This is a genomic window from Prauserella oleivorans (assembly GCF_042685745.1).
GTDB lineage: Bacteria > Actinomycetota > Actinomycetes > Mycobacteriales > Pseudonocardiaceae > Prauserella_A > Prauserella_A oleivorans.
The window spans coordinates 3,138,440-3,158,022 of record NZ_JBHUNT010000001.1; the positions used below are offsets into that span (position 1 = coordinate 3,138,440).

Annotated in this window: 20 protein-coding genes; 14 read left to right on the forward strand and 6 right to left on the reverse strand. The window is 67.4% G+C overall.

From position 1 onward, the window contains the following. Nucleotides 1–62: 62 nt before the first annotated feature. Nucleotides 63–1,880: a VanW family protein gene (locus tag ACFSZT_RS15280; RefSeq protein ID WP_377391653.1), complete on the forward strand. Its 1,818-nt coding sequence runs from the start codon at nucleotides 63–65 to the stop codon at nucleotides 1,878–1,880. A gap of 627 nt (nucleotides 1,881–2,507) precedes the next feature. Continuing rightward, nucleotides 2,508–2,987 carry a M23 family metallopeptidase gene (locus ACFSZT_RS15285; protein WP_377391650.1) on the forward strand — a complete coding sequence of 160 codons (480 nt, stop codon included), beginning with the start codon at nucleotides 2,508–2,510 and terminating at the stop codon, nucleotides 2,985–2,987. Between the two features lie 15 nt (nucleotides 2,988–3,002). On the opposite strand, the gene ACFSZT_RS15290 is transcribed toward ACFSZT_RS15285, so the two are convergent. After that, nucleotides 3,003–3,871, reverse strand: a protein-coding gene (locus ACFSZT_RS15290; RefSeq protein WP_377478175.1) for an IS5 family transposase whose coding sequence is annotated in 2 segments (ribosomal slippage) — nucleotides 3,003–3,503 and nucleotides 3,506–3,871 — 867 coding nt in all. Because the reading frame shifts where the segments join, the coding sequence is not laid out codon by codon here. 170 nt (nucleotides 3,872–4,041) lie between these two features. Here ACFSZT_RS15290 and ACFSZT_RS15295 point away from each other — a divergent pair. From ACFSZT_RS15295 to lnt, 8 genes are all read left to right on the forward strand, one after another. Further along, the gene (locus ACFSZT_RS15295; protein ID WP_377390241.1) at nucleotides 4,042–5,187 is read left to right on the forward strand and encodes a hypothetical protein; all 1,146 of its coding nucleotides are present in this window, start codon (nucleotides 4,042–4,044) and stop codon (nucleotides 5,185–5,187) included. Continuing rightward, complete coding sequence (locus ACFSZT_RS15300) at nucleotides 5,184–5,495, forward strand: hypothetical protein (protein ID WP_377390239.1); 312 nt, start codon at nucleotides 5,184–5,186, stop codon at nucleotides 5,493–5,495. The genes ACFSZT_RS15295 and ACFSZT_RS15300 overlap by 4 nt, the downstream gene beginning before the upstream one ends. A 366-nt stretch (nucleotides 5,496–5,861) precedes the next feature. After that, nucleotides 5,862–6,248, forward strand: coding sequence for a hypothetical protein (locus ACFSZT_RS15305; RefSeq protein ID WP_377478278.1), 387 nt, complete (start codon nucleotides 5,862–5,864; stop codon nucleotides 6,246–6,248). A gap of 609 nt (nucleotides 6,249–6,857) precedes the next feature. Continuing rightward, the gene (locus ACFSZT_RS15310) at nucleotides 6,858–7,700 is read left to right on the forward strand and encodes an ABC transporter substrate-binding protein (protein WP_245992620.1); all 843 of its coding nucleotides are present in this window, start codon (nucleotides 6,858–6,860) and stop codon (nucleotides 7,698–7,700) included. Nucleotides 7,701–7,709: 9 nt separating this feature from the next. Beyond that, nucleotides 7,710–8,357, forward strand: coding sequence for an amino acid ABC transporter permease (locus ACFSZT_RS15315; RefSeq protein ID WP_112282287.1), 648 nt, complete (start codon nucleotides 7,710–7,712; stop codon nucleotides 8,355–8,357). Further along, nucleotides 8,354–9,166, forward strand: a complete 813-nt coding sequence (locus tag ACFSZT_RS15320; RefSeq protein ID WP_112282288.1) for an amino acid ABC transporter ATP-binding protein — start codon at nucleotides 8,354–8,356, stop codon at nucleotides 9,164–9,166. Before ACFSZT_RS15315 ends, ACFSZT_RS15320 begins: the two co-directional genes overlap by 4 nt. Beyond that, a complete protein-coding gene (locus tag ACFSZT_RS15325) occupies nucleotides 9,163–10,353 on the forward strand; it encodes an aminotransferase class V-fold PLP-dependent enzyme (protein ID WP_112282289.1) in 1,191 nt (396 codons plus the stop codon). Before ACFSZT_RS15320 ends, ACFSZT_RS15325 begins: the two co-directional genes overlap by 4 nt. 161 nt (nucleotides 10,354–10,514) lie before the next feature. Continuing rightward, nucleotides 10,515–12,110, forward strand: a complete 1,596-nt coding sequence (gene lnt, locus ACFSZT_RS15330) for an apolipoprotein N-acyltransferase (protein ID WP_245992622.1) — start codon at nucleotides 10,515–10,517, stop codon at nucleotides 12,108–12,110. On the opposite strand, the gene ACFSZT_RS15335 is transcribed toward lnt, so the two are convergent. Together ACFSZT_RS15335 and ACFSZT_RS15340 are read right to left on the reverse strand one after the other, a co-directional pair. Further along, nucleotides 12,085–13,041: a M56 family metallopeptidase gene (locus tag ACFSZT_RS15335; protein WP_112282290.1), complete on the reverse strand. Its 957-nt coding sequence runs from the start codon at nucleotides 13,039–13,041 to the stop codon at nucleotides 12,085–12,087. The two genes, lnt and ACFSZT_RS15335, sit on opposite strands and share 26 nt — an antisense overlap. After that, nucleotides 13,038–13,400, reverse strand: coding sequence for a BlaI/MecI/CopY family transcriptional regulator (locus ACFSZT_RS15340; RefSeq protein WP_112282291.1), 363 nt, complete (start codon nucleotides 13,398–13,400; stop codon nucleotides 13,038–13,040). Before ACFSZT_RS15340 ends, ACFSZT_RS15335 begins: the two co-directional genes overlap by 4 nt. Before the next feature lie 230 nt (nucleotides 13,401–13,630). Here ACFSZT_RS15340 and lgt point away from each other — a divergent pair, with 230 nt between their 5' ends. Further along, a complete protein-coding gene (gene lgt, locus ACFSZT_RS15345) occupies nucleotides 13,631–14,557 on the forward strand; it encodes a prolipoprotein diacylglyceryl transferase (protein ID WP_112282292.1) in 927 nt (308 codons plus the stop codon). Here lgt and ACFSZT_RS15350 read toward each other — a convergent pair. The 3 genes from ACFSZT_RS15350 to ACFSZT_RS15360 all read right to left on the reverse strand — a co-directional run bounded on the left by ACFSZT_RS15350 (nucleotide 14,520) and on the right by ACFSZT_RS15360 (nucleotide 17,594). Continuing rightward, nucleotides 14,520–15,098, reverse strand: coding sequence for a hypothetical protein (locus ACFSZT_RS15350; protein ID WP_146771041.1), 579 nt, complete (start codon nucleotides 15,096–15,098; stop codon nucleotides 14,520–14,522). The genes lgt and ACFSZT_RS15350 overlap by 38 nt on opposite strands. A 2-nt stretch (nucleotides 15,099–15,100) precedes the next feature. Beyond that, nucleotides 15,101–16,267 (reverse strand): transglycosylase SLT domain-containing protein, encoded by a 1,167-nt coding sequence (locus ACFSZT_RS15355; protein WP_377390232.1) that lies wholly within the window; start codon nucleotides 16,265–16,267, stop codon nucleotides 15,101–15,103. A gap of 208 nt (nucleotides 16,268–16,475) precedes the next feature. Beyond that, nucleotides 16,476–17,594, reverse strand: coding sequence for a HoxN/HupN/NixA family nickel/cobalt transporter (locus tag ACFSZT_RS15360; RefSeq protein ID WP_377390231.1), 1,119 nt, complete (start codon nucleotides 17,592–17,594; stop codon nucleotides 16,476–16,478). A 371-nt stretch (nucleotides 17,595–17,965) separates the two neighbouring features. On the opposite strand from ACFSZT_RS15360, the gene ACFSZT_RS15365 reads away from it, so the two are divergent. The 3 genes from ACFSZT_RS15365 to ACFSZT_RS15375 all read left to right on the forward strand — a co-directional run bounded on the left by ACFSZT_RS15365 (nucleotide 17,966) and on the right by ACFSZT_RS15375 (nucleotide 19,582). Continuing rightward, a complete protein-coding gene (locus tag ACFSZT_RS15365; protein ID WP_377390229.1) occupies nucleotides 17,966–18,196 on the forward strand; it encodes a hypothetical protein in 231 nt (76 codons plus the stop codon). Between the two features lie 68 nt (nucleotides 18,197–18,264). Then, on the forward strand, nucleotides 18,265–18,735 hold the full coding sequence (locus ACFSZT_RS15370; protein ID WP_377390227.1) for a DUF6879 family protein: 471 nt from the start codon (nucleotides 18,265–18,267) through the stop codon (nucleotides 18,733–18,735). After that, complete coding sequence (locus ACFSZT_RS15375) at nucleotides 18,665–19,582, forward strand: helix-turn-helix domain-containing protein (protein ID WP_377390225.1); 918 nt, start codon at nucleotides 18,665–18,667, stop codon at nucleotides 19,580–19,582. Before ACFSZT_RS15370 ends, ACFSZT_RS15375 begins: the two co-directional genes overlap by 71 nt. The last annotated feature ends 1 nt before the right edge of the window (nucleotide 19,583 follow it).

Here is a 19,583-nt window from a genome sequence, read left to right on the forward strand (position 1 = left end):
GGTGAGCGGGTGCACGGCCGCGAGTACGCGTGGCTGGATGATCAATGGGGGCAGTGGGCGGGATGGCGATCGAGAGCGGCAGCGCCGGTGCCAAGCCGACCGGCTCGGCCGAGCATGAGGATGCTGGCGACGGTGGGCAGGCGGGCGTGCCAACCGCTGCGTCGGAGCCGACGCAGCGGTCACCTCACGAATCCGGTCCCAAGTGGTGGCGACGGAAAGGTGTACTGGCGGCTCTGGCAACGGTAGGCGTTCTCAGTGCGCTCTATGGCCTCGACCTGCTGCTCTCCCAAGGTGAGATGCCTCGCGGCGTGGCCGTGTCAGGCGTGGACATCGGAGGGCTGAATCGCGCTGAGGCTGAACAGCGCCTGCGTGAGGTGATCGAGCCTCGGCTGCGCCGGCCCCTGCCCGTCGCCGTGGGTGAAGTGCGCTCAACCATCGATCCGGGGTCCGCGAAGATCGTCGCGGACTGGGCAGCAACGCTGAACCGTGCCGGTGACCAGCCGCTCAACCCATGGACACGGCTTGCGTCGCTGTTCACGACGCGTTCGTTCGATGTTGTTGTCTCCGGCGACGAGCGGCGCATCGCCGCGGAGCTGGAGGTGGTGCGCCGCCAGGTGGAGCGCGAGCCGGTCGAGGGATCGATTCGGTTCGAGGGGACGACTCCGGTGCCGGTCGACCCGGTGGCTGGGAAGCGGCTCGACATCAGGCAGGCCACCGAGGCTGTGCTGCGTGGCTGGGCCTTCCGCCGGGAGGTCAGCCTTGAGGTCGAGGCGGTTCCGGTGAAGGCGACCGCTGCTGGGGTGCGGGCCGCGCTGGAGCGGCTTGCTCGGCCGGCCGTGTCCGGACCGATCACCGTGAAGGGCGAGGTCGCGACGGCCACGGTGGATCCGGCGACGATCGCCGAGGCACTTACCTTCAATGCTGTTGCCGACGGGGGCCTGGCGCCCGACCTCGATCCGGTCGTCTTGCGGGAAGCCGTGGGGCATGATCTGGCCGGGACGGAACGGTCAAGCCGGGACGCGCGGATGACGTTCCCCCGTGGGGCACCGACAGTCGAGCCCGGGATCGCGGGGCGTCGGATCGACTGGGGCGCGACGGCCGCCGAGTTGCTGCCCGTGTTGACCCGACCGGCTAACCGTGTCGTCGTCGTACGTTATGAGGACGTGCCGCCGCGGCTGACCGCCGAGCAGGTGAACCAGTTGGGGATCACCGAGGTCATCGGCGAGTTCACCACGGAGGGATTTGCGACCGACTCGGGGGTCAACATCCGAAGGGTCGCGGAGGAAGTGAACGGCGCCATCGTCGGCCCGGGTGAGACGTTCAGCCTCAACGGCTACACCGGTCCTCGAGGCGAAGAGCAAGGGTATGTCGAAGCCGGAGTCATCGAGGACGGCGTTCCCGCGCGAGCGGTCGGCGGCGGTATCTCGCAGTTCGCGACGACCTTGTACAACGCCGCGTACTTCGCGGCAATGACCGATGTCGAGCACAAGGAGCACAGCTTTTACATCAGCCGCTACCCAGCCGCGCGGGAGGCCACGGTCTTCCAGAATCCGGACGGCAGCAGCGTGATCGACCTGAAGTTCAGTAACGACAGCGACACCGGTGTCGCCATCCAAACCATCTGGACCCCGTCCTCCATCACCGTGAAGCTCTGGGGTACCAAGCGCTACCGCGTGGAATCGATCAGCGGTCCCCGATACGACTATGCGAGCCCGCCAACTATCACCAAAGGACCTGAGGAGCCATGCACGCCGGTCGCGGGCGTCTCCGGCTTCACCACCTCCGATATCAGGATCATTCGGGACCTGAATGGCAACGAACTGCGCCGCACTACGCGGACGGTTACCTACAACCCCGAACCGAACATCGTGTGCTCATGACAACTAGTGCATGAAGAGACGAGTTGGCCGGTGTTCTGGCGCCTCCCGCGAGTCGGACGCTGCGAATTGGCGTGGCTGCTCGCGCTCGCGGCCCTGGCTGCCTGCTGTTCCGCCGGGTTCGATCAACCGGGGAAGGGTGCGCTGACCTGCGAGACCAACTCTCGTCGACGCCCGTGGCAGACCTCACGTATCTACTATTCGAGATAGTGATAACGTTCGCGCAACGAAGCAGGCCCGCTTAGCAACCCCGACCCCGACCCGGAGAGGCAACGCGTGCCCCGACACCACATGCCCCGGCCAGCCGGCCATGAGCACAACTCGATACGCGTCCCCCCAAGCAGTCGCACCGTCCCCACGCGACGCCCGGTTGCCGCGACCCGCCGCGGGCCCACCCCGAACCTGCGGGCGGTCGCTGTCCTCCTGGGCGTCGCCGCCGGAGCCGGAAGCGCGGCGCTCCAACTCCTGACAGGTCCGCCGCCAACCCAGCACGAACCCCGTATCAACCTTCTCGCCGCCGACCTGGACAGTGACGCCAATACGGGCACAGGAGGTCCCACTGCAAGTCCCGGACCTCTGCTGCTTCCGACACCTAGTCGGTCTGCGCGGGACGAGGTCAGGCAACTGGAGATGGCCGAGCAGGCCAGGAAAGACCGTATCGCGCGAGAGGAGGCGGAACGGCAGCGACGGGCGCGGGAGGCCGCGGAGGAGAAGGCGCGGCATCGCGTCGTCGCGCCCGTCCAGGGCACGATCACCTCTAACTACGGGCCGCGCTGGGGTACCACTCACTACGGTCTGGACATCGCGAACGAGATCGGCACGCCGATCGTCGCGCCCATGCGCGGCGTGGTGCTGGATGCTGGCCCTGCCAGTGGTTTCGGACTGTGGGTGCGCATCCAGCACAAGGACGGCACCATCACCGTCTATGGCCACATCAACTCCTACGCGGTGAGCGTCGGCCAGGAGGTCGAGGCCGGTGAGGTGATCGCCGAGGTCGGCAACACGGGTTACTCGACCGGTCCGCATCTGCACTTCGAGGTCTGGGATCCGTCGGGCCTGAAGGTGAACCCGCTCGCCTGGCTGCAGGAACGCGGCGCCAACATCGGCTAGGTCGTGTCCTGCAATTCATCGTAGCCAGAGGATGATGGCGGCGATGGTGAGTTCTGCCTGGTAGTAGGCGGCGCGTTTGGCGTAGCGGGTGGCTAGGTCGCGGAACTGTTTGAGCCGGTTGAAGCAGCGTTCGACGACGTTGCGCTGCTTGTACAACTCGGCGTCGAAGGCGGGCGGGCGTCCGCCCCGTGAGCCGTGCGCGGCGCGGCGGGCGATTTGGTCGTCGCGTTCGGGGCTGACGAACCGGATCCGGCGTTGTCGCAGGGCGTGGCGGGTCGAGGGGTGCGAATAGGCCTTGTCCGCGATCACCACCTCGGGACGGCGGCGTGGGCGGCCAGGCCCGGTGCGAGCGACACGGATCCCGTCCAGCAGCGGCACCAATTGTGGATTGTCACCAGCCTGCCCCGGGGTGAGCACAACCCGCATGGGCAGCCCGCGTCCCTCGACCACGAGGTGGATCTTGGTGCTCAATCCGCCGCGGGAACGTCCGAGTCCTTCGCCGTCGACCGCGATCGCCTCGATGGCGGGCGTGCAGCCCCCTTTTTCCGGGCTCCCGCAGCATGCTGGTGAGCCCGGACCACCGAGGAATCGACACTGATCACCCACTCCACGTCCCCGACAGCGTCGTCTTTGACGATCACCTCGTCCAGAATCCGCTGCCAGGTACCGTCCTTGGTCCACAACCGCAGCCGCTCATGGGCGGTCTTCCACGGCCCATACCGTTCGGGCAGATCACGCCAGGGCGCGCCGGTCCGAAGCTTCCACAGAATCGCATTGATCACCTGCCGGTGATCCCGCCACCGCCGCCCCGGCCCCGACACCGCCGGCAGCAGCGGCTCAATCCGCGCCCAGGCCCGATCCGTCAACTCACCCCGACCAACCACGGACAAGATCAAACCCCATCCGCAGCTAGATCATTTACAGGACACGCCCTAGTCATACGTCTTCCAATACACCCCGCAAGGGTATCGATCACGGATCGGTCTCAGGCTTTGTCAATATACCCCAGCGGGGTAACTTACTGGGCAATCATCCGAGGAGAGAGGTGGTTGCCATGACGAGCGTCGGCACAACTGATCGTGCGTTGACGGGACTGCCGTCCAGCGCGGTGTGGGCCGTGGTCGGTGGCGGCCTATCAGGCCTGGTGGCGACCTACTGGGATGACGGCTGGCACACCGAGATCGGCAGGGACGATGCGCTGATCCCGCCCCACATCCTGCTGTACGCCTCGATCGGCGTGGTCGGTCTCGTGCTGGCCGGGTGGGTACTCGTGGCGCTGTGGGGTACCCGCTCGCTCCGGGCCACGCTCGCGACCCCGGGGCTCGCGCTCGCGGTGGCGGCTGGTGTGGTCACCGCCGGTGCGGCGCCCGCCGACACGGCATGGCACGCGGCGTTCGGCAGGGACTCCGTGCTGTGGTCGCCGCCCCACTTGTTGTCGGTCATCGGTACGGCGGTGCTGGTGGTCGCGGTGCTGCTCAACGCTGGCCGTACGGGCTCCCGGGTGTCGCGGATCGGGCTCGCGGTGGTGCTGCTCGGCGCGACCGAGATCGTCGTCCTGGAGTACGAGACCGACGTGCCGCAGTTCTCGCAGGCGCTGTACCTCCCGGTGCTGCTCGCTGTCGGCCTGGGCAGCTCCTGGATCATCCGCACGCTCGTGGTGGACCGCGCGGCCGTGACGCCGACCGTGCTCAGTTGCCTGGCGTTGCGGCTCCTGATCCTGGCTCCGTTCGCCATCACGGGCTGGACCACGCCGGATGTCCCGATCGCCTTGCTGGGCCTGCTGGTGCTGGACGCCCCCGCGCGGTGGGGCCGGGCGCGCTGGCCGGCGGCCGGCCTCGCCGTGACCGCGCTGCAGCTGGTGGCGTCGGCGAGCGGCATCAGCTCGGTTCCGGTGCAACCCACGTTGCTGGCGAGCGCGATCGTCGTGCCGGGACTCGCCGCGACCCTGCTCGCGGTGTCACGTCGATCTCTCGACGAACTGGTGCGGTGCTCGGTCTGCTCACGGCCACATCGTTGCTGGCAGTGCCGCACGCCCGCGCGCACGATCCTGGGCAGGGCGCGGAGGTCGCGACCGCGCAGGTCAACGCGGACGGCGACGGGTCCGGCACGATTGCGGTGCGGGTCACCGAGTTCGAGGGCACGCCCGGTCGCGAGTGGACTGCTGGGAGGCTCGTCGCCCGGCGCGCGGGGGAGGTCGTGACCGCTCCGCTGATGGACCGCTCCGGTGTGTTCGCGGGATCGATTGTCTTACCGTCGCGTGGTTTGTGGTTCGTCTACGCCGAACTGCGGACCGGCGACACGGTTGCGGAGACGTGGCTGCCGGTGCGGCAGGACGAAGCGTCCGACATCGTCGCCCGGCGCTCCGTCTACTTGCCCGCTGGCACCGGTGACCGGCGCGCCGGTGAGTATCTCGCGGGCGCGGGGCTCCTCGCCGTCGGTGTAACACTGGTCGGCTGGGCGGTTATCGCGGTCCGGCATCGCCAGGCAGCCGTGCACCAGGTACTATGAGAAATCGTAGATCGCGAACGATGGCATGGAGCGAGGTCTGGTGCGGATGGGACGGCTGCGGATTCCTGCGCCTACCACGACAACAGGCTGGACGCTCGTGTTCCTCGGTGTCGCGGTGGTGGTTGTGAGCTGGGTCCTCGAGTGGATGTCTGCTCGTCACCTGCCCGGTGGGCATGGCCCGTTCTACGCGCTACTCGCGGCTGTCGTGGTGCTCGGTGGCTGTGGCCTGATCACGTCGAGGCCGGCATGACTCAGGCGAGGTTCCTGGACCCGCAAGCCGCCGCCGACGCAGTCCCCGTGCCTACACGGGCCTGGCGATGGCGGCGGGGGCTGCTCGCCGCTGCGCTGAGTGCCGCGATCGTCGGCGTGCCCACCGACGTCATCGACACGGTCTGGTTCACCCGGATGACTCCCGTCCGTTGGTGGGAGTATCCAGCCCTGATCCTGACGGTCGTGTTGACCGGCTTGTGGTTCGCGATTGTCCGCCAGGCGGCCGACGAGCGCGGCCGAACCGGCGTGCTCGGCTCGTCGTTGCTGTCGGCGTTCGCGGTTGGCTGCCCGCTGTGTAACAAGATCGTTCTGGGCTTGCTCGGCGTGTCCGGCGCGTTGGGAGTATGGGCGCCGATCCAGCCCGCCCTGGCAGGTGTCTCCGTGGCCGCGCTCGGCGCGGCTGTGCTGCTGCGCTGGCGTCGGCGGGCCTGTACGCCCGAAGGCTGCGCCCCCACGGCGCCCGCACCGAAGCGACCCCAATAGCGGCGTGCTCACATTGCAGCGGATCCGGCTGTACGGGTAGCCCGCCGCCCTGGCCATCCCAGCGACCTCGGTCGTGAGCAGGCATCTGTCCGCTCACAGCGAGCCCGCCGATACGAGCGGCGAGGTTGACCGCGCGTCCGAAGTAGTCGTGGTCCAGGTGGACGGCTGGGCCGTGCAGCACCGGGAAGTCCGGCTCGACACGACATGCGCCGATGAGCCGCTCAACGCTGTCGAGCGCAGCACGATCGGGGCGCCGACCAGCATCACGGCGTCGGTCACCGGCCACCCCGCATCAGAGCGATCATACTAACTGCGATAGTAACCGAGCGCAATCGTCCGACCGCAGGCCCGGCCTCGGCCGGGCTGTTGCGCTCGCGTTACGCCTCTATATGCCTTCCGTTCACCCATTGACTCATACCCAACGGGGGCATAGTGTTCACTCGCTCGAGTGACGTAGTTAGCCATTGACCACAACTCGCCACTGACCAGGTGCGGGTCCGCGGATGGGGCATCGACACCGTCGTGGACGTGGCGTGAACACGGCGAAGGCCGGCTCGGCGTTGCCGCGGGCCACTTCGTCCAGCGGCTTTCACCGCAGATGGAGGCGTCATGGGAATGTCACGAATCCGGCGGCCATTCAAGGTCGCGTTCTCGCTACTCGCCGTCGTTGTCAGCGGCGCACTCGTGGGCTGCTCTGGCGGGAGCTCCGGCGATGTGCTGCAGCAGGTGCGCGACAACGGCACGTTACGTGTGGCGCTCACGCAGGCGAATCCGCCGTGGAACTTCCTCGACGACGCGGGCAAGCCCGTCGGCTACGACGTCGATGTCGCGCGCGAGGTGGCCCGCCGGATCGGTGTCGACAACGTCGAATTCGTCGCGTCGAACTTCCAGAGCTTCATCGAGGGCGTGCGGGCCGGACGCTTCGACATCGTCATCTCCGGCCAGACGGTGACCGACGAACGGAAACAGCAGGTCGACTTCTCGACTCCCTACCAGGTAAACGGTGTCTCGATCTTCACGGCGTCGTCCAACAACTCGATCAACTCGCTCGAAGACCTGCGAGGAAAGGTCATAGCCGTCTCGGCCGGAACCACGCAGGAGAAGTTCGCCAGCGAGGAAATCCCGGGCGCGCAGGTCAAGACATATCAGAACGCCACGTTGGGCCTGACCGACCTCGGCCGTGGCAACGCGGACGCCATGCTGGTCTCCCGCTTCCAGGGTAGTTACCTGGCCAAGCAGAACGGACTCCACGTCAAACCGGTCGGGAAACTGCTGGAGAGCGAGGTCAACGCCATGTCGTTCCGGAAGGGCTCGACCGAGTTCAAGAAGGAAATCGACAAGGCGATCAGCGACATGATCGACGACGGCACCCTGACCAAGATCTCCCGGAAGTGGCTGGGCGGCCTGGACATGGTGGCAGAGCTCAAGGCGCTGCCGCCGGAACAGAGCTAGGAGCATCCCATGGACATGCTGGCTGACTCGTTCCCCATGCTGCTCAGGGGGCTGGGCATTACTTTGCTGCTCGGTGTCGTGTCCTTTGTGCTGGGTTCTGGTCTCGGTGCGCTCGTTGCCCTGGCGCGTATCTCCGCCTTCCGGGTGCTCAGGGGAGCCGCGATCATGTTCGTCTCGGTGTTCCGTGGGACTCCGCTGCTCATTCAAATAATGATCATCTACTTTGGTTTGCCGCAGCTCGGGGTGCAACTCGAGCCAGTTCCGTCAGCGATCCTGGCGTTGAGCCTGTTCGCCGCGGCCTACCTGAGTGAGAACTTCCGGGGCGGCATTCTCGGAGTAGACAAAGGACAATGGGAGGCTGCCTCATCCATTGGCATGCCGTACTGGCGCACGTTCCGCAGGATCATCTTCCCGCAGGCGATCAGGATCGCCACCCCGGCCGTCGGTGGCCGCTTCATCGCGCTGATGAAGGACACCTCGCTCGCCTCGGTGGTCACCGTCGTGGAGCTCACTCGCGTCGCGGAGAGCATCGGCAATGCGAACTTCCGCTACATGGAAGCGTTCCTGATGATCGGAGCCCTGTACTGGCTCATCAACACGCTGCTCTCGGTCGGGCAGGGGATGCTCGAGCGGCGACTCGGAAAGGCGTACGCATGACAAAGCCACCGATCGAACTCACCGGCATCCGCAAGGCCTTCGGTGCACTGGAGGTCCTGCGCGGCGTCGATCTCTCCGTCGAGCGAGGCGAGGTCGTCGTGCTCATGGGCCCTTCCGGGTCAGGTAAGACGACACTTGTGCGGTGCATGAACCTGCTTGAGGAACCAGACTCCGGGCACGTGCGCATCTGCGACTGCGCCTTCTCCTGCGGCACCCGCAGCGACCGGCGCGGCCGGGCCCGGCTGATGCAGCGCGCCCGGCAGCAGACCGGCATGGTGTTCCAGCAGTTCAACCTCTTCCCCCACATGACCGCACTGGGCAACGTGATCGAGGGACCTCGCCAGGTGCGCAACCTGCCGATGGCGGAAGCCGTCGCGCTCGGCGAGCGGCTACTGGATCGGGTCGGGCTGGTAGACAAGCGCGATGTGCATCCCTCGCGGCTTTCTGGTGGGCAGAAGCAGCGGGTGGCGATCGCTCGCGCGCTGGCCATGGAACCGGAGGTCGTGCTCTTCGACGAACCGACCTCCGCCCTGGACCCGGAGCTACACGCGGAGGTGCTGGAGGTCATCCAGGAGCTCGCCGGAGACGGCATGACGATGGTGATCGTGACCCACGAGACCCACTTCGCCCGGGAGGTCGCCGACCGGATCGTGTTCATGGACGGCGGGGTGGTCGTCGAGGAAGCGACAGCCGAGGCGTTCTTCACCCGCCCGTCGAAGGAGCGGGTGCGCACATTCCTGCGGCTCGTCGATCACTCCGGGGCTTTGGTCGACGCTCCGGCACCGCGCGTGGGGGAGGAGGCAGTATGACGGCGTCGGCGATCGACACCTTCGATGTGGAGACCGCGAGGCGGGAAACACCGGGCTGCGACAACGTCGTGCACTTCAACAACGCGGGCGCCTCCCTGATGCCCACGCCCGTGCTCGACAGCACCATCGCGCACCTGAAGCTGGAGGCTCGGATCGGGGGCTACGAGGCGGCCGCGGAGGCGACCGAGACCATCGAGGCGGTCTACACTGCTGCCGCACGCCTGCTCGGCTGCGCGGCCGGTGAGATCGCCGTGGTGGACAGCGCCACCCGCGCCTGGGATATGGCGTTCTACTCGATTCCGTTCCGGAGCGGCGACCGGATCCTGACCAGCGAGGCCGAGTACGGCAGCAACTTCATCGCCTACCTTCAGCTCGCCGCCCGCCACGACCTCGAGGTCGAGGTGGTCCCCAACGACGAATCCGGACAGATCTCGGTGCCACGGCTGTGCGATCTGATCGACGAGCGGGTGCGGCTGATCTCCTTGACCCACGTGCCGACCAACTGCGGCCTGGTCAACCCCGCCGTCGAGGTCGGCAAGATCGCGCGGGAGGCCGGGGTGCTCTACTTGCTCGACGCCTGCCAGTCGGCGGGGCAGATGCCGCTGGACGTCGCCGAGATCGGCTGCGACCTGCTCTCACTCACGGGACGCAAATACCTGCGCGGCCCGCGGGGCACCGGTCTGCTCTATGTCCGCCACGACCTGCTCGACGAACTCTCGCCACCGATGCTGGACCTGCACGCCGCCACCTGGATCGCCCGCGACGAGTACCGGATGCGGCCGGACGCCCGCCGGTTCGAATCGTGGGAGTACAACTATGCGGCCAAGATCGGTCTCGGAACGGCCATCGACTATGCCCTGGGCTGGGGCCTGGACAGCATCCGCGGGCGGGTGTACGCGTTGGCCGACCAGCTCCGAAGCCGCTTGGCCGAACTACCCGGGGTCACCCTCCGCGATGTTGGCGCAGAGCGCTGCGGGATCGTGGCCTTCACGGTAGACGGGGTCGCGCCGGCCGAGGTCAAGGAACGCCTCGCCGCCCGGGGGATCAACGTGAGCGTGTCGCGCGCCCCGTCGACGAGAGTCGACATGGAAAACCGCGGAATAGACGAACTCGTACGCGCCTCTGTGCACTACTACAACACCGAGCAGGAGATCGAGTCACTCTGCGACGCGCTCGTGAGTGTTTAGCAAGTTCGGGTGCGGGTGTCCCGCAGGGCACTGAGAACCCCGCTCGCCACTCACGACCCTTGCCGACATTTACGAGAAGCCGCTCGACTGGTAAACGCCTGCCAAAGCTACTATGTGAAATAGTAGTGTGTTCTGGCCGTGGCGTCGGAAAGGTTGAGCGGGTGACTGTGCAGGTTGATCCCGAGGGCGCGACTCGATCGGGCCGCCCTTCGCAGCGACCCCGCTCGGTTCGCGTGGTGAGGGCCGCAACGTGGCTTCGGCTGCTTGCAGCGGTTGCTGGCGGTGCTGTGCTCTATGTGGCCTCGCCGCCTCGGCCGCTGTGGTGGCTCGCGCCGGTCGCGTTCACGTTGCTGGTGCTGGCCGTCTACGGCCGCCTGGGGCGGCGCGGTTTCGGCTACGGCGTTGCGTTCGGCGTAGCGTACCTGTTGCCTCTGCTGCGGTGGCTTTATGACTTCCTTGGGGTTGCCTTCGGGGTCTGGCCGTGGTTGGGCTTGGTGGTGCTGGAGGCCTTGTTCTTCGGCTTGATGGGAGTCGGCATGGCGCGGGTCAGCCGGCTGCCGATGGCCCCGGTGTGGATGGCCGCGGTCGTCGTGGCTGCTGAGGCGGTGCGCTCGCGGGTCCCGTACGGCGGATTCCCGTGGGGACGTGTCGCGTTTACCCAGCCCGAGGGTGTCTTCCTGCCGCTGGCGGCGGTGGGTGGAGCGGTTCTGGTGGGCTTCGCTGTCGCGCTTACCGGCTGCGGGCTCGCCGTCCTGGCGCTGCGGATCCGGCAGGCGCCGCGTCGGTGGATCGCACATGCCGTGGTCGCCGTGCTGCCGCTTGTAGCTGGCTGGGTGATGGTGTCGTTGATCGAGACAGATGCGGAAGTGGGGACCGCGACTGTGGCGGTGGTTCAGGGCAACGCGCCGGACGCCGGCATCGCCCTCCTGGGCCAGAGCGCGACCGTGCGAGCCAATCACATCGCTCAGGCTGACCGACTCGTCGACGACGTCCGTGCCGGTCGGGTTCCCGCCCCCGACCTGGTGATCCTGCCCGAATCGTCGAATGTGTTCGAGGCCGGGCGCGACGATCCGGACTTGGACCGCATTGCGCGTGAGCTCGGCGTGCCGGTCGCCGTGGGTGGGACCGCTTACGGCGCGGACGGTCGCGCCAGTAACCGGATGATCCTGTGGAGCCCACAGCGTGGCGCTACCGAGGAGTACGCCAAGCAGCAGTTGGTGCCGTTCTCCGAATTCGTCCCGCTCCGTGCCGTGGCCGCGGCGGTGACTCCGTTCACCGACGATCCGGCGGGCGACATGGTGTCCGGTGACCGACCCGGAGTCTTCGACATGGGATCGGCTCGGGTGGGATTTGCGATCTGTTACGAGGTCGCCTACGACTACGTGCTCACCGAGGCGACCCGGGCGGGGGCGCAGCTGCTGGTCGTGCCCACCAACAACGCGTGGTTCGGGCGCACCGAGATGACCTATCAGCAACTGGCGATGGCGAGGCTGCGGGCGGTGGAGCACGGCCGGGCGGTCGTCGTCGCCTCCACCAGCGGCGTCAGCGCGATCGTGCAACCAGACGGGCGTGTTACCCGCAGCACTGGCCAGTTCACGGCGGAGTCGATGGTCGAGCGGGTCCCGCTGCGGTTGAGCACCACGGTGGCCACCAGGTTCGGCAGTGTCCCTGAGTGGGTTGTCGTGAGCTTCGCGGTTGTGGCCGTGGCAGTGGCGTTCCGGCGGCAGGTGGTCACCAGCCATTCACCGGGCAAGTAACCACGGTGACGGCGAGGAGCAGGACAGCGCTGGTGAGGAACGGCAATACCGTGGCCGCCATTCCCGCCATGCCGCAGGACAGGGCCGTGCGCAGGCCACCGGCGGGCTGAGCGGCATGCTTCAGGCGAGCGAGCCGCAGGTCGACGGCGTCCCGCGCCATCGCCAGCGCGACGTCTGGTGTTCCCGGACCAGCTACGCCCAGCAAGGCCGAGCGGACGGCCGGCGCGCCGCAGGCGCGGACCGCCGAGACGTCTGCGGCCAGCTCCACGAGCTCACGCAGGGCGGTGTTCGCCTGCCGGAACAGCGGCACAAACGGCAACGTCCGACGCAGGATGCCCGCGATCAGGATCAGGAGATGGTGGCGGCCGCGCAGGTGGGCCCGCTCGTGTGCCAGCACCGCGGCGACGCTCTCGGCCGGGAGATGCCGGTGCAGTCCTTCCGTGGCGACCACGACGTCGGGGCGGCCGGCGAGGCTGAACGCCAAGGGGCGATCGTGCGCCAGCCACAGCGTGGTCGGGGAGTTGTCATCGGTGCGGGCGGCCAGGCGGAGCACGGCGAGCCGCTCGCGGCTCGCCCGGCGCGCCTCCCGAAACTCGGTGATGGCGACGACGGCAAACCGTGTGACGAGCCCCGCGAGCAAGGCAACGCTGACAACGCCGATGAGCTCCTCGATCTTGGGCGATGAGCCGTGTTGCAGTGCCGCCCAGCACCGGCTGAGCGCCCAGGTCAGCGGGCTCGCCCCCGCGTGGTCTGGTGCCAGGAGCAGCACGACACCGCTGATCCCGGCGAGCGCCACGCCCGACATGGCCAGCAGCCACGCGACGATCAACGGCCGCGGATCCCGGCGGCGGAGATCCGCACGACCCAGTTGGCGTGGAACGAGCCACCCTGCCGTGAGTGCCCCGAGGAGCAGCGACACCGCCACGATCACTGGCGGCGGACCTTCTTGGCCAGCGCGGTTCGGAGGATTTCCGTTTCCCGGGCTGAGGCCGAGTTGGCGAAGTGCAGAAGCGCGGCTCGCGGGTTGCCGGAGGCGTCCAGTGCCTCACGCAGGGCCCGAACGGCGGCCTCTTCGCGGGTGAACGCCGGGCGGTAGCGGTAGGCCTTGCCGTCCCGATCGCGGTGGGCCCATCCCTTGCGGTGCAGGTTGTCCAGTACGGTCATGACCGTGGTGTAAGCAAGCTTTCTGCCAGAGCTGAGATTCTCGAGAACCTGGCGCACCTTCACCGGTTCGTCCGCGCGCCAGAGCACTTCCATGACCGCGCCTTCGAGATCGCCGAGCCCGAACATGCCACCTCACCGCCAGACTGCCGCCCTACACCTACTGTCGATAGTAGGTGGAGCCTCCTGTCAGGCAAAACTACTAGCTGCTATAGTAGCAGCGAGGTTTCGGGCGATTGGGCCCGTGCCTCACCGTCGGCGGTTTCGCCTTGCCTGTGCCGCCCGGCGGACGGGGTGCGGGGAGACTGAGTCCTTCCGCACCCCACCATCCGCCCACGGGGCAGGCGAAGGAGAGGTTGATGTCGGCGTCCGCAGCTGTGCTGGCGGCCATCCCGAGCCCGCCCCAGGGCGTGTGGCGGATCAACGAGTTCTCCGTCCGAGCCTACGCGCTGTGCATCGTCGCCGGGATCGCGGTCGCGATCTGGTGGGGCAACCGGCGCTTCGTCCAGCGCGGCGGCGAGCCCGGGACAGTCACGGACGTCGCTGTCTTCGCCGTGCCGTTCGGGATTGTCGGAGGCCGGCTGTATCACGTCGCGACCGACTGGTGGCGCTACTTCGGGCCGGACAAGAACCCGTGGGAAGCGCTGAAGATCTGGGAGGGCGGCCTCGGTATCTGGGGCGCGATCGCGCTCGGTGCGGTGGGCGCCTGGATCGGCTGCCGTCGCAGGGGTATCCCGCTGCCGGCGTTCGCCGACGCGGTGGCCCCGGGTATCGTCCTCGCGCAGGCCATCGGCCGCGTCGGCAACTACTTCAACCAGGAGGTCTACGGCACGCCCACATCCGTGCCGTGGGGGCTTGAGATTTATCGCCGCATTGACCCGGCAACGGGGCAGGAGGACCCGATCGGCGGCGTCGCGGTGGGTGACACGCCGATCGCGGTGGTCCATCCGACGTTCCTCTACGAGTTGCTGTGGGGCGTGCTCGTCGCGTTTGTCGTGGTGTGGGCTGATCGACGGTTCCGGCTGGGGCACGGCCGCGTTTTCGCGATCTATGTGGCCGGCTATACCTTCGGCCGGTTTTGGATCGAGCTGTTGCGTGACGACGAGGCGACCCAGGTGTTCGGCCTGCGGATCAACACGATCGTCTCCGCGGTGGTGTTCGCGGGGGCGGTGGCGTACTTCGTGGCGGCGAAACGGCGCGGTCTTCGGGAAGATCTGCAGGCGCTTCGCGCCACGAGTGTGGGACCGGTCAGTCGCCAGGCTGCAGCCGGGTCGACTCCTGAGTGACGAGCCAGCGGCCGTCCGGCTGACGGGCGAGCACGACAAACGTCGTTCGCCGGTCGATAGCCGGCGCCGACCATTGGGCCTCGTAGGCGATTCGCTGTCTTGCCTGGTCCGAGCCGACCACCCGAAGTCGGTCGACGGTGGCGGTGGTTGCCTGACCCGCGGGCGGCGGATCGACGACGACCAGGCCACGCGGGTTGGCCGGGTTGTCCGGAGCGAGGTAGGGCAGTACGCGCCGGTTGGTTCGGCCGCGATCGGTGCCGCGCAGGGAATGCGCGGCCACGAGGTACGCGCGAGCCACCTCAGCCGGACGGCGAAAGTCGAGTCCCAATGGGACGCTGCTGACGGAGTCTCCCGGTCGTTCGGGAGGCGGAGAGGCGGCCGACCGCGCCTCCGGGCCGATCGGCTGCTCGGCCGGTGACGCCGTCGACGATGGGGGCGTCTCTCCTGGCGGCGCATCGGCGTTCGACGCCGCCAGCCAGATCACGCCGAGCGCGCCTGCCAATGCAGCCGCCGTGGCGATCCTCCGCGCATCCCACACCACGGCTATTCCCTGAAACTGACGTGAATATGGTCATAGTGGCCGCCGGTCGGGTCGGCCACGTCGTAGACACCACCGCCGGTGTAGGGCTCACCCCACCCGCCCTGGTCGCCGGTGCTCGGATCCCAGTATCGCCCCTGCCAGATCACGTACTTCACGCGCAGGGCTTCCGCATTGACGCGGAGCCAGGCCGCCATCCGCCAGCCGGCTCTCAACGGTTCGCCGGCCGGGAAGATGCCCGCCCGATCCGGAAAGATGTCGCAGCCCTTGCCTTGGGGGTGGTCGCTGGTCGGATTCCACGGGCGCGGCGCGAAACATCCGGCCGAACGAACCTCCGAGCCGAAAGCCCGTTGCACCTCGCTGATCCCGTTGGCGGTCGCGGCCGTGACACAGCCTGCCGTTGTCGGATCCGGAACCGTGCATCCCGTTGGCCCGCCGGTGTATGCGTTCGCGGACGCGAGCTGGCCGACGTCGATGCCCGGGGGCAGCATCCCCGGCGGGCCGGTTTCGCCTGGTGTCGCCGACCAGTCGCGTTCGTAGCGGCGAATGTTGTCGAGATACCGGCGGACAAGCGACGCGCATCGCGCGTCACAGCCGGCTTCGCCGGCTTGGGGAATCCCGGTGCGGCTGCCGGTGACCCGGCTGCACCCGGCGATGTGGCAGACGCTCACGGCGTCCATCGGGGCGACGGACTTGCCCGTCTCCTTGAGGTGCGGCGTGATCGCCCGCAGGTTGCCGCACAGGAAGTCGATGCCGAGTGTCAAGTGTGTGCTGGGGTCGCTGATATCGGCGGTGGGAGGGGGTGGTGTACTGGTCCACGGCCGGCCGCCCAGGGCAATCCAGTTGGCCTGATTGATCTGCAGCAGTCCTGCCGCGCCGCCGTTGACGTCCTCGCTCCACGCCCGCGGGTCCCAGCCAGACTCGGCCTGAACTTCGGCCAGGACTCTGAGCACGCTCAATTCAGGACATGTCTCGCTGATCCGCGTGGCCACCAGCGGTAGCATGCTCTGCGCCAGTGGCGGCAGTTTGGCCGTCGCCACTCCCGCTCGCGCGGGAGCGGGTTGTTCGCCGGCCGATCGCGCCGCGGTGACCATCGCGACGAAGACGACCGGGACCACCATCACGACGGCGCCGAGCAGGCCAAGCAGCAGCACGACATGCCGCGCACGCATCGACCCTCCCGTACCGTTCGCGGGTGGCGTACCCGGCATATGCAAGCTGCCCGCGGCGACCGTACGGTCGGAGCGCTCCGCCCGGAGGCTCGGCTGCCGCGCCGTGTTCACCCGAATACTAGATGTAGTAGTAGGTGGGTGGCAACCGTCCGGCCGCAGGTACCGGCCGTCCCGCCCGGGACTCCCGAGCTCATCGACGACTCGAGATTTAAGGCGATTCGAGCCCGGTGTTCGTCGGGGCGGCCCAGCGCTGTTCGATGCGTGCGAATCGCCACACGGCCAGGGCGATGAGCCAGGTGACCACGAAGACCGCCACGACGATGTAGCCGACGCTGTCGAGGCCGATCCCGGCGATCCAGGCGAGCGGGCCCGACGTGATGTCGAGCTTGGTCGCGAGCAGTCCCAACAACTCGATCAAGCCGATCACGAGAGCGACACCGACGGAGAGGGCCGTCACCGTGAGGTTGTAGAAGACCTTACGGATCGGCCGGAGGAACGCCCACCGGTAAGCGGCGGACATGAACACGCCGTCGGCGGCGTCGAACAGGCTCATGCCGGCGGCGAACAGCACCGGCAGCGTAAGGATGGCGTACCAGGGCAGGGTGAACGCGGCGGCGCCGGCTGCGAGCACGAGCAATGAGACCTCGGTCGCGGTGTCGAAGCCAAGCCCGAACAACAGTCCGACTGGGTACATGTGCCAGGGTTTGCGGACCACCCGCATGACGCGGCCGAGAATGCGGGCCAGGAAACCGCGCTCGTCCAGCCGCCGTTCCAGCTCGTCCTCGTCGAGCTCCCCCGTGCGCATGCGCCGGAATATCCGGGTGATTCCGATCAACGCGCCCAGGTTGAGCAGCCCGATGAAGATGAGGAAGGTTCCCGAGACGAGGGTGCCGATCAGCCCGGCGACCTGCTGGAGTTGTGACGCGTCGTTGCCGACCTGGCTGGTGAGGCTGCGCATGCCCAGGGCCACGAGCACGCACAACCCGAACACAATGGTCGAATGGCCGAGGGAGAACCAGAACCCCACCGAGCGGGCGCGCGTTCCCTCCCCGACGAGCTTGCGGGTCGTGTTGTCGATCGCCGCGATGTGGTCGGCGTCGAACGCATGGCGCACTCCGAGCAGATATGCCGTCACGCCGAGGCCGATACCGAATGATCCAGCGATGCCGAGGTTGTAGTTGTGGGGCGCGACGACCAGCACCAACAGACCCCAGCCCACGACATGGAGGAACAGGACGAAGGCGGCCATCCCGGCAGCCGAGACCCAGTCACCGCGGTCCCAGCGGCGGGCCAGGGCAGGAACGGCTGGCGCGATGACGTCTCCCATGCGCACGATGATGCACGCTGCCGGTTCGTATGAACAGATGCGCAGGTATCGTTGCCGTCCAGTCTTATCTGGTGAGCCGGTCGAGCAGGAGGGAACCTTCCCGCCGCCCGATCGTCAGCGCGTCGTACCCGTCCAGAAGCCGCGTCCGCAGCACCGCATCGTGCTCTTCGAGCTCCTCAGCAACGAGGAGTCGGCGTCGTTGTTGCCGCCAGCTCCAGCCTTTCGAATTGTACGTGGACGGTTGCGAAACGTGACGGCTTGGGCCTGTCAGGAGCACGACAGCGGTGACTCTCCAACGCGCGCTTGACCGCGTACGCCCTAGGCATGACCATATGAGGGAGTATTCGCGTATTTTCTCGAAAGGAGGCCCAATGCGCGCCAGATTCCTCGGCAAAGATCCGCAATCGCAGATCGGCAACTCTCCTACGCTGTTCGCCACCGACCGCACCGACCGTAAGACCTATATCGCTCAGGGCTGGGTGGTGTCCGACTCGGAGGTCTTAGCCGACGTCGGTCCCATCCCAGAGGGTGAGGCGATCATTGAGATACCGGAGGACGTTCTCAAGTTCTACGAGCGCGACCACCGGGAGGGAGACCGCTGAGCCACTTCATCGAGCCCGGGCCGGAGTTCGCCGAACTCTTCCAGACCTTCGAGCACACCGCGTTCCGCTTGGAGGTTCGTGACCGGTACGACGCACCGTACGAGAACGAGTCGCTGCGCAAGTTCCTCGCTGCGGAGCCGGATGACCTGCCCTGGATGCAGGACTGGTTAGCCATGATCCGCGATGCCACCGCCGCTGGTCGGCGCTTTGCCCGCGTGCGGGTCGTCAGCATGCCGCTCACCGACTACAGTCGCTTCGGCGTGTGGTGCGCGCAGTTCACCAATGGAGCTGGTGAGGACATTCGCTACCTCACCCGCGACCGCGCTCAGGCCGCAGGCTTGCCAGATCACGACTACTGGTTGTTCGACTCCCGCACCTTGGCGCGGATGCACTTCGACGACGGCGACCGCTTCCTTGGCGCAGAGATCATCGAGGACGCGGCCGAGATCGTGCAGCACAACTACTGGCGTGACGCTGCATGGCACGGCGCAGTACGACGGGACGACTTTGCCACGGAACACCACCTCGGGCGTCGGTAACATCCACGAGGCGCGCACCGCCCTCGGCAGCCGACTCCGCGAACTGCGCGCCGCGGCCGGACTGACCGGCCAGCAACTCGCGGAGGCGTTGGGCTGGCCACCGTCGAAGGTGTCCAAGCTCGAGAACGGCCGGCAAACGCCGAGTGACGATGACATCCGCGGCTGGACACGCGTCACCGGCTCAGACCAAACCGACGCACTGCTGGCGTCGCTGCACACCTTGGAAGTGCAGCACGCCGAGTGGCAGCGTGTGCTCCGTACCGGCCTGCGGCCACGGCAGAACCAACTGGCCGAGCTCGACCAGAAGACGCGCTTCTTCCGGGTGTTTGAGGCCACGGTCATCCCCGGGCTGCTGCAAACAGCAGGCTATGCCCAGGCGCGGTTCATGGAGGGCGCCCGGTCGCTCGACGTGCCTAACGATGTCCACGAAGCCGTACAGGGGCGCATCCGGCGGCAGGAGATTCTGTACCGCCCCGACAAGCGTTTCCACTTTGTGCTGACTGAGGCGGCCTTGCGGCTCCGCCTGTGCGCACCCGACATCATGTTGGGGCAGCTTGACCGGCTGGTCTCCTTTGCCTCGCTGCCCAACGTCAAGCTCGGCATCATCGGGTTCGAGACGCAGTACGTGCGGTCGCCGTGGCACGGCTTCTGGCTCTACGATAACGACCGGGTGTTGGTCGAAACTTTCTCGGCCGAGCTGAATCTGGCCCAACCGCAGGAGATCGAGCTGTACGGCAAAGCCTTTGAGCAACTTGCCGCCGTCGCCAGCTACGGCCGGGCAGCGCGGGCGATCATCACGCGCGTCATCGACGACGTGGCGCCAGAAGTGCCAGAAGATGGCTCGTAGT

What these genes read in the sequence shown, in the direction of transcription:
- lgt (WP_112282292.1), top strand. Translation starts at nt 13,631, where the DNA reads ATGTCGGCGTCCGCAGCTGTGCTGGCGGCCATCCCGAGCCCGCCCCAG.
- ACFSZT_RS15280 (WP_377391653.1), top strand. Translation starts at nt 63, where the DNA reads ATGGCGATCGAGAGCGGCAGCGCCGGTGCCAAGCCGACCGGCTCGGCC.
- ACFSZT_RS15340 (WP_112282291.1), bottom strand. Translation starts at nt 13,400, where the DNA reads ATGTTCGGGCTCGGCGATCTCGAAGGCGCGGTCATGGAAGTGCTCTGG.
- ACFSZT_RS15365 (WP_377390229.1), top strand. Translation starts at nt 17,966, where the DNA reads ATGCGCGCCAGATTCCTCGGCAAAGATCCGCAATCGCAGATCGGCAAC.
- ACFSZT_RS15360 (WP_377390231.1), bottom strand. Translation starts at nt 17,594, where the DNA reads ATGGGAGACGTCATCGCGCCAGCCGTTCCTGCCCTGGCCCGCCGCTGG.
- ACFSZT_RS15325 (WP_112282289.1), top strand. Translation starts at nt 9,163, where the DNA reads ATGACGGCGTCGGCGATCGACACCTTCGATGTGGAGACCGCGAGGCGG.
- ACFSZT_RS15315 (WP_112282287.1), top strand. Translation starts at nt 7,710, where the DNA reads ATGGACATGCTGGCTGACTCGTTCCCCATGCTGCTCAGGGGGCTGGGC.
- ACFSZT_RS15310 (WP_245992620.1), top strand. Translation starts at nt 6,858, where the DNA reads ATGGGAATGTCACGAATCCGGCGGCCATTCAAGGTCGCGTTCTCGCTA.
- ACFSZT_RS15295 (WP_377390241.1), top strand. Translation starts at nt 4,042, where the DNA reads ATGACGAGCGTCGGCACAACTGATCGTGCGTTGACGGGACTGCCGTCC.
- ACFSZT_RS15285 (WP_377391650.1), top strand. Translation starts at nt 2,508, where the DNA reads ATGGCCGAGCAGGCCAGGAAAGACCGTATCGCGCGAGAGGAGGCGGAA.
- ACFSZT_RS15355 (WP_377390232.1), bottom strand. Translation starts at nt 16,267, where the DNA reads ATGCGTGCGCGGCATGTCGTGCTGCTGCTTGGCCTGCTCGGCGCCGTC.
- ACFSZT_RS15320 (WP_112282288.1), top strand. Translation starts at nt 8,354, where the DNA reads ATGACAAAGCCACCGATCGAACTCACCGGCATCCGCAAGGCCTTCGGT.